This window comes from Colwellia sp. C2M11, assembly GCF_018860915.1.
Lineage (GTDB): Bacteria > Pseudomonadota > Gammaproteobacteria > Enterobacterales > Alteromonadaceae > Colwellia.
In genome coordinates, this window is sequence record NZ_JAHKQD010000048.1 from 122611 (window position 1) to 136379 (window position 13769).

The window sequence follows — 13769 nt, forward strand, 5'->3', positions numbered from 1 at the left end:
ACTATGAACCAGACTCCCTTACTTGCAAAATTAATAACATTTACATTATCTTGCTGTGTACTTAGTCCAATATTACAAGCAAAAAGTAATAATGTTGATATCAGTGGTTACGTTATGATTGATCATAACGATTTTGACGATTCCTTTTTAGAAAATGAGGGCGAGCCAACAAGCGAAACAGCTATTCGTCGCGCTCGACTTAGCTTTAAAAATAAAATTGATGATAATTGGAAAACAAAACTACAACTAGGATTTTCGGATGACACAGCAGAAATTAAAGACGCGTATCTAAAATATAGTGGCTGGCAATGGGCGGATCTTACCTTAGGACAACAAAAAGAAGGCTTTGGCTTAGAAAAGTTAACCAGTTCACGCAACACCATGATGATGGAGCGCAGCTTAGTTACCGAAGCTCTTAGTCCTGGACGTTCTATCGGGGCCAATTTATCGGGTGATTTCTCATCGTTTACATGGCAACTTGGTTATTTTAGACCCGACGAAACTCAAAGTAGTTCAGCGATAACAGGCCGATTGACTTGGCTTCCTTGGCAACAAGAAAATAATCTGGTTCACCTCGGTGTCGCATTTAGTGAGCGCGATCTTGATGGTAGTGAATATCGTATTAATGAACCGCTTGAAGTCAATTTTTCTGATTCTTTATTTGAAGGTACAGATCTATTAGCTGAAGATGTTTCCTTACAAGGAATAGAATTTTTATGGCAACAACATGGTTTTACGACAACGGCAGAATGGCAGAAAGCCCGAGTAACTGATGTTAATTCACAAGAGTATGATTATGAAGGTGGCTACTTACAAGTAAGCTATCAATTGTCGGGTGATAACCGAGAATACAAAAAAGGTGAATTAGGCAATGTCATTACACCAGGTTGGGAGTTAACAAGCCGATATAGTCAATTGGAATTAGTTGAAGAAGCAGAGAAAGCACAAATTTATTCGGTCGGCGTAAACTATACCATGGACAAAAACCTGAAATTTATGGCTGACTATATAAAAACCAAGCAATTAAAAAACAGTAGTGAATTTGACGCAGGAAATGCTATTACTTTAAGAGCACAATATACTTTCTAATTTCAAGTTTATTGAATAAGTAGCGTTTTAACTAGTATTACCACTAGTTAAAACGACTTCAAGCAAGTTAGCTAGGCTACTGACTAAGTTTATCGCTATTCTAGCTTAGTGGCGCAAGTAATGAACTTAAAATATCATCAGTTAAGCTTAGTTTGTTATCACTTACTTCTTCTGATAATAGTGCTTTAGCTAACTCTGCTTTATTTTGTTGTATTTTCTGAATCTTCTCTTCTATCGAATTTTCAATAATATACTTGTAAACAAAAACCGGCTTATTTTGTCCAATACGATAAGCCCTATCCGTCGCTTGATTTTCTACTGCAGGATTCCACCAGGGATCAAAGTGTATCACTGTATCAGCCGCTGTTAGGTTTAAGCCAACACCGCCCGCACGTAAACTAATTAAAAATACTGGAACTTCGCCTGCTTGAAATTTATCAACAACTTCTTGCCTATTTTTGGTTGATCCTGTTAATTTAACATAACCTATATTCGCTTTTACTAACTCATCTTCAATCAGCGCAAGCATACTGGTAAACTGAGAAAATATAAGTATTTTACGACCTTCAGCAATTTGTTCAGGTAGTGTTTCCATTAAGTAATCAAGCTTAGCAGATTGATTAACTTTTTCAGCTCCCTTAAGTGATAATAACTTAGGATGATTACAAACCTGTCTTAACTTTAATAACGCGTCTAGCACTTCAATTTGACTGCGTTTTAAACCTTTATCAGCAATAATATCTTTTAAACGGCTATCCATTGCTAAACGAACAGACTCATACAATTCAGCTTGTTTACCCTCAATACGTAACGTTTGAATAATTTCCGTTTTCTTGGGTAGCTCAGTCGCTATTTTGTCTTTCGTTCTGCGTAAAATGAATGGTTTAATACGTTGATTTAATAGCTGTTTACGCTCTTGCTCTCCGTGCTTCTCAATTGGGGTTCTAAATAACTTAGTAAATTGCTTTTGTCCGCCTAAAAAACCAGGTAGTAAAAAATTAAATTGTGCCCAAAATTCGCCTAAATGATTTTCCATAGGCGTACCCGTTAAACATAATTTATGCTTGGCCTTAAGCAGCATAAACGATTGATATAATTTAGTTTTAGTGTTTTTTATATAATGTGCTTCATCAAGAATCAAGTAATAAAATTGTTGCTCGCAATAATGTTCTAAATCTTTAGTTATCAAGGCATAACTGGTGATAATTACATCAACCTGTTGTTCAATGCCACCATCTCCTTCAAGACAACCAAAATGCTGTTTACGTTTTGTACCATGTAATATCTGATAAGAAAGTTCTGGAGTAAATTTTTCTATTTCATTTGCCCAGTTAAAAATAACACTCGTCGGTGCCACAATTAATACAGGTTTAGTCATTCGACCTTGCTGTTTTTCAATTAGCAAATGCGCCAAAGTTTGAATGGTCTTACCTAGCCCCATATCATCAGCCAAAATACCATTTAATTGATATTCTCGCAAAAACTGCAGCCAATTTAATCCTTGCTGCTGATAAGCTCTTAATGTTGCATTTAAGCCTTCTGGTACAGTAACCGAATCCACTTGTTGAAAGTTTTTTAATTTATCAGCCAGTGCTCTTAATTTAGTTGTACCAGTTGCGACCATGCCTTGGTCATCCAGCATGGATAATGTTTGATGACTTTGAAAGCGTGACAACTCCATAGTCCCGTCTTTATTTAACGCATTAGGCATAAACAATTCAATAAATTGTTTTAAAATTGGCTGAACACTTTCATAGCGTAAGGCAACAAATTCGCCATTTTCTAAATCAACATAAATAGGTGAATTAGGTTCAATAAGTAATTCTTTATCCTTAACTCCCTCTTCATTATCAATACTTTCTTCGTTAAAAAGTGCTGATCTAGGCAATTGTTCAATAGCGCTAATCAAAATAGGGAATGCTGGCATTTTTTTACCATCAATAGTCAAATTTAACCCTAATGAGAAAAAATCATGATCGCCCGTTTCAATTACTTCGGCATCAAATACGCTATCAGTGCTTAATGCTTTATAATGAAAATCATCAGTAAAACTTATATGCCAGCCTAATTCTTTCAGCAAAGGTAATTTTTGATCTAGAAAGCGATGCCAAAAATAACGGCCTTGCATTAGCATTAAAAATTCCGCTGGTTTTTCTTTCTTTAAAAACCCCTGATGGGTATACGCTTTACGCTTAGGCTGCACTGAAAAATGCAAGGTGTCGAGTTTATCGACTACCGATTGTTCAAAGGCTAAATCTCGATACAGCTTAGTATTGTTAACAGTATCACTAACAGTGGCATCTTCATTATGCGGGTTAACTAATTGACCTTGATAAGAAAAACTAACTTTTACATATCCTGACTGAGGCTCCGCTCTTGCCGGTGTCGAAAAATGTAAATACACCTCAGGTCTCGTTAATTCTTGTGAGAATTGCGTTTTAGGTTTAGGTAAACGTTGCGAGGCATCTCCTAATGACATTGAGAGTTTATTTATTACCCAAGGTAGTTTATCTTCTTCAAAAATAGGCGAATTAAGTAAATCTGCTTCAAAATCACACTGTGTATTGGTTTTAATTTCTCCGAAGCAATTTTGCTCTTCATCATAATAGCAAAGCGGTTGTGCTTTAATTATATGTATACTCGTGGAAGGTTCTTTTAAAACCAGTTGCAAGGTATGTAGGCTGTTATCAAGCGCTAACCACTGCCAGTTTGCCTCTAACGGTTCACCTAACGTAATTGCTTGATCTAAGTCATAATCAGTATGCCAAAAACAGCGTTTAGTATTAATAATACGTTCAAACAAATCAAAATATTTAATATTCTCGCCAAATTGATTCGTTCGCATAAGCTCGGTAAGTACTGCTACATCATCATTATTGGCATAAGCACTATTAATTAATGATGTAGTAGAATATTCACTAATAAGCGATTTACTCCAACCACCACTTTTTTTCGGCCGCGTAGATTTAATTTCTAAGGTAAGATAATCGTCTTCGTTATAGCTATTTGGCTTTAAGAAATAGAGTAAGGATTTTTGTTGACTATTAGATTGATAACGACTCGGCTGTGCTTGAAAACGATTAATCCATTTTTCAATCACTTTTTCAGAAGAAGCGGTACTTCTTTCATCAAAGTTTTGGAGAATAAAGCACTGTGCTAACGCCGCGCCATGTTTACAATCTCGGCCAATATAGCAATCACAATAACTGGCAATAACACCGGACTTATTATTAAAAACTAAACGTGTTAAATAACTATTCTCTCGAGAACGCTCACTAAAAACGACACCTCGAATAGTTTCTCCATCAAGGGCGCAAGTTTTCACACCTTTGTTTTGAAAAATCCTTGTTCCTTTTTTCCACTCATTTAGGGTAAAATTTTGTTCAAGTAATTCAGGTGTAAATGTATTGTTAGCCATAAATTTTTATTATTAACTCTTCAACTTAGCCACACTTATCGAAAAGTGTCTTTGAAATATGATGTTCATTTTCCATGTGAAATATCATGGTAGCACTAAAGCCTTAGAAGCATCTAGTCCCCTATTATCATACATGTTGTATTGTTATTCAGTATAATTTTAAGCTAAGTTGTTAATTATTTAATAGTTATCAACTTAGCGCTAAGCAATAAAAATTAAGTTAAATCAAAACAGATAGTTAGATTATTTATTTCCAAGTATCATCACCTAAAACAAGCACTAGCTTATAAAAATTTATCTCTACAACACGCTAAAGTTAACGTAAAAGCCTCTATTGATAATTATTATTTTAAAGTATATACACTATTTTTATTGCCTATAGTAATGATAATGGTTACCATTTAGATAATTATTACTGATGGTTATGCTTTTTAAGGCGTTATGATGTTTACAAGAAAAAAAATATTGCTTTGTTTATCTCTGTCTACTTTTATTGTTTCCGATAATTTATCCGCTGCAACAAATGAAAAAATAGAAACAATTGAAGTTGTTGGTCGAGCCCAGCAATATTACTTAGAAACTGAAAGTAAAATTGGTACTAAAACCGATTTATCATTATTAGAATTGCCACAATCAGCACAAGTACTAACAGAACAACTTATTATTGACCAAGCAGCACGAGATATTACCGACCTTTATCGCTCTATTGCTGGTGTTAGTGAATTTAGCTATTCAGGCGTTACTTTTCGCGGATTTCGTGATGATGCAAACGTTTTTTACGATGGCGTTAGAGGCGATCCTTATTCAGGCTTTGGTGTGCCACAACTTTTCAACGTTAGTCGTGTTGAAGTGCTTAAAGGCCCCGCTTCAGCATTATATGGTGGTGGTGAGCCAGGCGGCATGATTAACTACGTGACTAAAAAGCCAAGTTTTAATGAAAAACGTGTATTAAAGTTTACCCTTGGTGACAATGCAACTCACGGTGCATCATTAGATCTAACCGGTGGGTTGTCTGAAGATATTGCTTACCGCCTAGGTGGTTTTTATGAACAAGAAGATAGTTTTAGAAATAATGCAGACGCTAAAAATACTGAAATAGTAGGTGGTTTAACCTTTAATCTTAGTGATGCAACGACATTAACAACCAGTGTTGACTGGATTAAGCAAGACTTAGGCGGTAATCGCTTACGTGGTGTACCTACCGATGATCAAGGTAACTTTCTTGTTGATCCATCGTATAACGCTAATGAAAAATTTGACTACCAAAATATGGAAGCCCTGGTGTTACAAGCAAGTTTAAATCATTATTTTACCGATGATTTTTATGTCAATACCACATTTCGATATTTAGATAACGAACGCGATCAAGCCTACCATGAATCTCGTGAGTGGGTAGATGTAAACAGTGATGGTGAAGCCAATATTGACGACCAAACCATTAAACGTGAATACCGTAAACAATACCGTGCCAATGAAGAAAGCAGTTTAACAACAGACTTTGTTTATACCATTGACGGCGACCATATTACTCATCAATTATTATTCGGGGCAGATATTCATCATGTTGATACAGAATATGATTACTTACGCGCTCGGTACGAAGCCGATGGTGTCGCAAATCTTAATATTTTCACACTAAACTATGGTTTAACGGACCCTTCAACATACAACTTAACAGACCAAGGTGGCGATGGTGTCAAAACTGATCGTTATGGTATCTATGTACAAGATGTTATGAAATTTAATGAGCAATGGACATTTATCGCCGGTCTTCGTTACGACAATTTTAAAGAATATAATAAAGCCACAGATTATAGCTACTCTGACCATGGTGTAACACCACGCGCTGCCTTAACGTATCAACCACAAGAAAACTTGTCTGTTTATATCAACTACTCTGAGAGTTTCAATCCTGTATCTTCAAGCGATCAAGAAGGCGTTGCTAATGAAGGGTTACTAGCGCCAGAAACAGGTAAACAAACTGAACTTGGCATAAAAAGTTCATGGTTAGATGGCAAAATCATGAGTACTTTTGCTATTTATCGCATTAATAAACAAAATGTTGTGATGTCAAACCCTGACGAAAATGCTGGTGATAACGGAATTCCTGAATTACTTAATATTGGTGAAGTAGAAAGTAACGGATTTGAATCGACCCTAGTTGGTGATCTCGGTGACAATATCACAATTACAGCTAACTACGCATATAACGACACTATAGTCATTAAAGGTGTAACAGGTGATACAATTACCAACTCTTTTGGTGATGGCAGTAAATTTACTAATGCACCAAGGCATCAAGCAGGATTATGGACTCGATATGCAATAAGCACTATTGATTCATCAATTGCCTTTGGTGTAAATTATGTTAGTAAACAATATAGTTTAGATGGACAAACGGTTAAACCTTTTACCGTGTTTGATATGAGTTGGACAACAAGATGGGACGATTTGCTATTAAGCATCAATATCGACAACCTTTTAGATAAAGAGTATGCCGTTAGTGGTTTCAGTCAGCGTAATGGTCACTTCCCTGGTAGTCCGCGCAGCGTTATCGGTCAATTAACTTACCAATTTTAATCCCTTAAGGAAATGACGCTTAAATTTATTTAAACTCACCCTTCTATTTTATGACACAAAAAAATTGGTTTTCACTACATCATTGGGCAGGCTTTCATTTAAGCCTGCTGCTTTCTTTTGTGTTAGTAACCGGAACATTCGCAACCATTTCAACTGATTTAGACTGGTTAACTAATTCAGCTATTCGAGCAGAACACCAAGTAACCTATGACCAAAAATTAGATTGGCCAGCATTATTGACTCGCGTTAATTATCACTTCCCTGAAACCAAAATAGACAGTATTAATAGACCGCAATTACCATGGCATAATGTTGAAGTTATCGCACGTGATATTAAAGGTGAACGATTTAGAATTTACCTCGATGCATTTGAACATCGTATTACAGGTAAAGGTCTATGGCTTAATTGGCAACGCTTTTTTCGACAAGTACACCGACATTTAATGCTACCGACCCAATGGGGGATTACTATTGTTGGTCTACTAGGCCTAGCAATGCTATTACTATTCATTACTTCATTTTATATATATCGACATTGGTGGCGGTATTTCTTTGCATTTGATCGAATAAAATCAAGCTTCAATGCAAGTAAAACATTAGCACCTTCCACAACACCACGAAAAGAAGCTAGTACAAAGCGTCTATTTTGGGCTGAATTACATAAAATTATTGGTTTATGGAGTTTATGGCTTGTGTTGATCATTAGCCTCACAGGCACTTGGTATTTAGCTGAAAAATGGGGAGCTAATGCTAGTTATCCAATCATAGAAAATAATGTAACAACAGTCCCATCAACGGATATAACATCTCCATCTACAACAGCATTATCAAAGGCTGTTGAATATATAGCAACAAATCACCCTCACTATATTATTAACCAAATACGCTTTATTCCTGAACAACAACGGATTGAAATTGATGGACAAGAACATGCCTTTTTAGTCAGAGATCGTGCTAATAAGAAAGTATTTGATAGCCATAGTGGTGAATACATTGGTGGCCGAGAAGGCGATAAATTAAATTGGCACTTGCGACTATCTGAAGCTGCAGACCCACTACATTTTGGTACATTTTCAAATTGGATATACCGGTATGTTTGGTTTGTCTTTGGTCTTGCCTTAAGCTTTCTTAGCTTTAGTGGCATTTACATGTACTTCTTACGATTAAGACAAACCGGAAAATTGAAAAACGTAGAAGAAACGAGTGCTTTGCGCATTTTATGGCTTAAAACTCACTGGATAAAATGGCCTTCACTTGCTTTACTGATTGTTTGTACTGCTCTCGTTTTTATCGACTTTGTTATTGGCTAAACGTATAAAATTCTGATTTATCCATATAGTTTGACACTGAGAAATAATTAACTGATTTTTGAACTCAACTCAGTGTTTTACTCCAAACCTTAATCCCCAAAAAGCGGTTATCCATTGCTTTATCCAATAATTGCTCAACGCTTAAACTCGACAGAATACCTCGTTAAATCAGATATATATTAAAGTTAAATAGGCTGACGTTAGATTAAATAGAGGTAAACTCATTATCAAGTTTTGAACTATTATTTTTCAGCATAACTGCGACAATTTACCACATTTTATTTTTATTTATTCTCTTTATAATCTCCCTCAGCTTACATTAAAAAAAGGAAGATAAATTGAGAAGCATATTAAAAACAACATTATTAACAAGCTCTTGTTTAATTACAGCAGCTGCTCAGGCGCATGTTGGCATAGTTGCAGGCCCTCACTTTTCTAATACAACAAGTATTGTTGAACTAAGTATTCCACATGGATGTACCGATGAAGTTTCTGGCGCTGAAGATACTATACGTATTGTCGCTAAAGTCCCTTCAAGCATTACATCAGTTCATGCCATTGATGCGGTCTTTGGTCAAGCAACAGCTGTTGAAGCTGACCAGGGTTATAACGAAATCACTTGGGTTAAAACAGCGGGTACTGAGCGAGATAGCGACACTCAATATTACACGGTAAGTTTTAGAGGTAAATTACCCGATGCAATATTCAGCACGGTATTTATTCCAGTAACACAATACTGCCTCAATGATAACGATCAAGAAATCTCTGTTAGCTGGGATACTGAAACCGGTAATCATGATCATGATAGTAGTGGAACAGCTAATCCTGCGCCATCTTTAATGGTCATGCCTGCCCGTGCTCCAGGTTGGAATCAATATACGACAGGTGCAGATCAGCATTTACATGATATGAGCATATTTGATGATGCAGAAATTGTTTGGTGGAATGACGAAGCATACAGTAGTAATTCTGTCACTCAAACGTTGATTGAAGCAGAAGGTAAATTAACATTAAGTGAAATTCACGATAATGCTAGTTTTTGGGTGAAATATTAAGGAGCAATAATGAAATATATTTTGCTTATTATAGCTGCATTTTCGTTGATGGCCTGTGATGATAGCTCAAGCTCTAAAGCACCAGTTCAACCTGAAACAGTACCAAACGAACAACCTGAAAGTGCGTTAGCAGCGGCTGGATTAATGCCAGAAAGTAGCATAGAGACTTTGTCGGCACCTACTGCACAAGAATTACCAAAAGAGCTATTTGTACCTCTGTTAAATTAAATTTTAATAACAAACGTGGTTACTTTTTATAGAAGTAACCACGTTTTATTGTACCTTTGCCGGTGGATAAATAAATTTAACTGCTAGAGAGAGCATCTTTCAAGAAAACAAAAGAAATAATTATCGAGGCTTTTTGGGTATATTACTAAAGGAAACTTAACAAATAGCTATTCTATATTCGCTATCTGTTCTCGCATTTGTTCAATTAATACTTTTAATTCAACTGCACTAGCAGTAATGTCGGTATTAATCGATTTTGAGCCAAGGGTATTCGCTTCACGATTAAATTCTTGCATCATAAAGTCTAAACGACGGCCTTGAGCGCCACCCTTCTCTAATATTTTTTTAGTTTCGCCAACATGACTATTTAAACGGTCAAGTTCTTCGGCAACATCCATTTTTTGAGCCAATAAAACTAATTCTTGTTCAACGCGTCCTGAATCAAGATCAATCTGGGCATCAGTAAACTTTTCAATAATACGATTACGCTGCCAAGCAATGACTTCAGGCATAAAGGTTTGTACTTTATGAGCTTCAGCAGTTATCGCATCTAAACGCTGTTCAATCATACCTTTGAGATTTTCACCTTCACTAGCACGAGCGGCAATAAAATCTTTAAGCGCTTGATCAAACGCGGCAAGTAATTCAGCCTGAATAGCAGACATATCTGATTCAGGAGCCTCCATAACACCAGGCCAACGCATTACTTCAAATGGATTTATTTGGCTGTTCAGTGTTTGCTCATTAATCCAATTAGCATGTTGTAAAAGTTGTAGTGCAAGATTTTCATTTAATGCTAGCTCACTTTTATTAGCAATATTGGCATTGAAACGTAAATTACACTCTACTTTACCGCGATTAAGCTGTTTACGAAAACGTTCGCGTAACACAGGCTCTATACCGCGAAATTGTTCAGGTAGGCGAAAATAAGTTTCTAAAAAACGTTGATTAACTGAGCGAATTTCCCAAACGGCGTTTCCCCAATCACCTTTAACTTCTACACGAGAAAAAGCAGTCATGCTGTAAATCATAGTTAACCCTTGTTTATATTGTTACAAATAAAGGTAAATTATGCCTGAGCTTGTTTAATCTAGCTAGCGCTTCACTTAGTTAAGCTTATTATTGAAGTCACAATAATAAGCTTAAGTTAACTAATATAAACTAACACCAGTTTTTTTTAAGACTGTAGCAAGCAATTGTAATATCGCTGCTTTTCAGAATGTGCAACATTGTATTCTGTATAATGTAGCCTTATATCTATCTTTATTATAAAAATTATATATAGGTTATCTTTGTTATAACTTTTATTTTGATGATAATGATAATATCAATTAGTGTTTATTATTTAACCTCGACTTTCTTGTATAATGCTCCAACCCGAATAGAGGTTACTTCTTTAGCTGTAAACTAATCATTAAGGGGACTCTATGTTAGAACCTATCCAACAAAATGTACGCGATTTAGGTACTCTATTAGGTAAAACCATTGCTGTAGATCAAGGTCAGCAATGGCTACAAAGAATAGAAACTGTGCGCTTAGAAGGCAGAGAAATAGCTGCTGGTGATGTTGCTGCTATCGCCGCATTACAAGAGAAATTTGCTCATTGTGGCGAAAAAGAACTACTTATTTACGCTAGAGCTTTCAGCCAATTTTTAAATTTATTAAATGTAGCCGAGCAACAATACACTACCAGTGAAGAAGGTTTGAGTGAATTAGACCTTGCCCATCCTCTTGAAGATCTTGAAAGTCATATTACTAACGTTAGCCCTGATGTAATAACAGCGGCACTGAAAAAGTTAAAAATTGAACTCGTACTCACAGCACATCCTACAGAAATTAACCGTAGAACCTTTATTCACAAATACAATCAAATCGGCCAAGCGTTAAATACGCCCGACAATGCATTATCTCCTCGTATTGAAGAGTTAATTGAACAAGCCTGGCATACTGATGAAATTCGACAACAACGTCCAAGTCCACTCGATGAATCCCGTTGGGGGCTCAATAGTATTTCAGACAATTTTTGGTATGCTATTCCTCAGTTTATGAGAGAGTTAGATGATTTTTCTTATAGAGTCACTGGACAGCGTTTACCTGAAGAATATACACCAATCACTATGGCTAGTTGGATGGCAGGTGATCGCGACGGTAACCCTTTTGTTACCGCAAATTTAAGTAAAGAAGCCTTAATTAATGCTAGATTAATGGCATGTACCTTGTATTTACGCGATTTTGAAGCGCTCTATTTAGAACTTTCTATGTCAAAAGCCACTGCAGAACTAACACAAGCAGATAAAGATTCTCGTGGCCCTTACCGACAACAAATAGTACCTGTCATTCAACTATTAAAAACCTCCATTGAACAGTTAAAAGAGGGCTATACAGAAAGTGTATTATCAAACTCTGATCAATTACGCCAGCCATTACAAGCATGTCGTAATAGCTTACTAGCAGTAGGGCTAACCAATGTCGCCAATTCGTTAATACTTGATTTAATTCGTAAGGTAAATAGCTTTGGTATTTCGTTAGTTAAACTCGATATCAGACAACATAGTGAGCGACACGACAGTGCACTAGCTGAGGTAACAGAATTATTAAACCTTGGCAGTTATACCGATTGGGATGAAAATAAACGACGTGAGTTTTTACTTGCCGAGCTTCAAAATCCACGTCCTTTATTACCAAAACATAATTGGACGGCAGACACACAAGAGGTATTTGATACTTATGCATTAATTGCCGAACAACCTGCAGAACTTTTTGGTATTTATATTATTTCAATGGCGAGTCAAGTGAGTGATGTTTTAACGGTTAAATTATTACTTAAATCCTTAGGTGTACAATGGAATATGCCAATAGCACCATTATTTGAAACACTTGAAGATTTAGATAACGCACCACAAGTTATGGCAGAGCTATTAAGTATTGAGAGCTATCATAATACTTGTGATGGGCAACATAACGTCATGATTGGTTATAGTGACTCATCTAAAGATGCAGGTGTACTTGCTGCAACTTGGGGTCAATATAAATGCCAAGAAAAACTCGTTGAGGTGTTTTTTGAAAAAAACATCGAACTAAAATTATTCCATGGTCGCGGTGGTACAATTGGTCGTGGTGGTGGTCCAGCTCATGCAGCAATCGCATCACAACCGCCAGGTACTTTAGATGGTGGATTACGTGTAACCGAGCAAGGCGAAACCATCCGACATAAATTTGGTACGCCAAACTTAGCTAACCGTAGTTTACATTTATATGCGTCAGCCATTTTAGAATGTTTAATTAATCCACCGCCAGTGCCAACACAAGCATGGCGAGATATTATGGATACCATGTCTGAGACAAGCTGCCAAGCTTATCGTAAATATGTACAAGGTAATGACGACTTTGTTAAGTACTTCCGTCAAGCGACACCAGAGCAAGAACTGTCGTCTTTACCGTTAGGGTCACGTCCGAGTAAACGTAAGTCAGATGGCGGGATTGAATCGTTACGTGCTATCCCTTGGATTTTTGCTTGGAGTCAAAACCGCTTAGTTATTCCTAGCTGGCTTGGTTTAGGAACGGCGATTAAAGAGGCTTATCAAGACAACGAAGTTCTAATTAAAGAAATGTTACAACAATGGCCTTACTTCAACTCTCGTATTTCATTAACTGAAATGGTCTACTTTAAATCAGACAGTAAAATGTCTGCCTTGTATGACACTTCTTTAGTCGATAATTCACTTAAATCTATGGGTGATGAATTACGTGAGCAACTTGTACAAGACAAGCGAACCGTCTTAGCTATATTAGGACAAAAGGAAGCCTTAGAAAATGACCCTTGGAACCAGAACTCTTTTGAGCTTCGTCGTCCTTACTTAGCACCTTTGCACCTTTTACAAATTGAAGCCCTTAAGCGCTTAAGAGCACAACCTGAAAATACAGAAAACGAAAAAGTATTAATGGTGAGTATGGCGGGTATTGCTACAGGAATGCGTAATACAGGTTAAATTAAAATAATTGCTTATTGGTAACCTATATTTTATCAAAAAGGGCATAGTGTTCACTATGCCCTGCTTTCAAATATTATAGATAATAATTAAGCTTAGC

Annotated in this window: 8 protein-coding genes; 6 read left to right on the forward strand and 2 right to left on the reverse strand. The window is 36.4% G+C overall.

Annotation, left to right across the window (positions count from 1 at the left end):
- The first annotated feature begins 3 nt into the window (after nucleotides 1-3).
- Nucleotides 4-1089: a porin gene (locus tag KO509_RS14545; protein ID WP_215973987.1), complete on the forward strand. Its 1086-nt coding sequence runs from the start codon at nucleotides 4-6 to the stop codon at nucleotides 1087-1089.
- Between the two features lie 100 nt (nucleotides 1090-1189).
- On the opposite strand, the gene KO509_RS14550 is transcribed toward KO509_RS14545, so the two are convergent.
- Nucleotides 1190-4507: a DEAD/DEAH box helicase gene (locus KO509_RS14550; RefSeq protein ID WP_215973988.1), complete on the reverse strand. Its 3318-nt coding sequence runs from the start codon at nucleotides 4505-4507 to the stop codon at nucleotides 1190-1192.
- A gap of 444 nt (nucleotides 4508-4951) precedes the next feature.
- Here KO509_RS14550 and KO509_RS14555 point away from each other — a divergent pair, with 444 nt between their 5' ends.
- The 4 genes from KO509_RS14555 to KO509_RS14570 all read left to right on the forward strand — a co-directional run bounded on the left by KO509_RS14555 (nucleotide 4952) and on the right by KO509_RS14570 (nucleotide 9680).
- Entirely contained in the window at nucleotides 4952-7087 is a 2136-nt protein-coding gene (locus KO509_RS14555) for a TonB-dependent siderophore receptor (protein WP_215973989.1), read from the forward strand.
- A 50-nt stretch (nucleotides 7088-7137) separates the two neighbouring features.
- Entirely contained in the window at nucleotides 7138-8397 is a 1260-nt protein-coding gene (locus KO509_RS14560; protein WP_215973990.1) for a PepSY-associated TM helix domain-containing protein, read from the forward strand.
- 338 nt (nucleotides 8398-8735) lie between these two features.
- Complete coding sequence (locus KO509_RS14565; protein WP_215973991.1) at nucleotides 8736-9452, forward strand: DUF1775 domain-containing protein; 717 nt, start codon at nucleotides 8736-8738, stop codon at nucleotides 9450-9452.
- Between the two features lie 9 nt (nucleotides 9453-9461).
- A complete protein-coding gene (locus KO509_RS14570; RefSeq protein ID WP_215973992.1) occupies nucleotides 9462-9680 on the forward strand; it encodes a hypothetical protein in 219 nt (72 codons plus the stop codon).
- A 167-nt stretch (nucleotides 9681-9847) separates the two neighbouring features.
- Here KO509_RS14570 and KO509_RS14575 read toward each other — a convergent pair whose 3' ends face one another.
- Nucleotides 9848-10711, reverse strand: a complete 864-nt coding sequence (locus KO509_RS14575; RefSeq protein ID WP_215973993.1) for a YicC/YloC family endoribonuclease — start codon at nucleotides 10709-10711, stop codon at nucleotides 9848-9850.
- 396 nt (nucleotides 10712-11107) lie between these two features.
- Here KO509_RS14575 and ppc point away from each other — a divergent pair, with 396 nt between their 5' ends.
- Complete coding sequence (gene ppc / locus KO509_RS14580; RefSeq protein ID WP_215973994.1) at nucleotides 11108-13669, forward strand: phosphoenolpyruvate carboxylase; 2562 nt, start codon at nucleotides 11108-11110, stop codon at nucleotides 13667-13669.
- The last annotated feature ends 100 nt before the right edge of the window (nucleotides 13670-13769 follow it).

Coding starts and splice junctions, on each gene's coding strand:
- KO509_RS14545 (WP_215973987.1), top strand. CDS start 4: ATGAACCAGACTCCCTTACTTGCAAAATTAATAACATTTACATTATCT.
- KO509_RS14550 (WP_215973988.1), bottom strand. CDS start 4,507: ATGGCTAACAATACATTTACACCTGAATTACTTGAACAAAATTTTACC.
- KO509_RS14555 (WP_215973989.1), top strand. CDS start 4,952: ATGTTTACAAGAAAAAAAATATTGCTTTGTTTATCTCTGTCTACTTTT.
- KO509_RS14560 (WP_215973990.1), top strand. CDS start 7,138: ATGACACAAAAAAATTGGTTTTCACTACATCATTGGGCAGGCTTTCAT.
- KO509_RS14570 (WP_215973992.1), top strand. CDS start 9,462: ATGAAATATATTTTGCTTATTATAGCTGCATTTTCGTTGATGGCCTGT.
- KO509_RS14575 (WP_215973993.1), bottom strand. CDS start 10,711: ATGATTTACAGCATGACTGCTTTTTCTCGTGTAGAAGTTAAAGGTGAT.
- ppc (WP_215973994.1), top strand. CDS start 11,108: ATGTTAGAACCTATCCAACAAAATGTACGCGATTTAGGTACTCTATTA.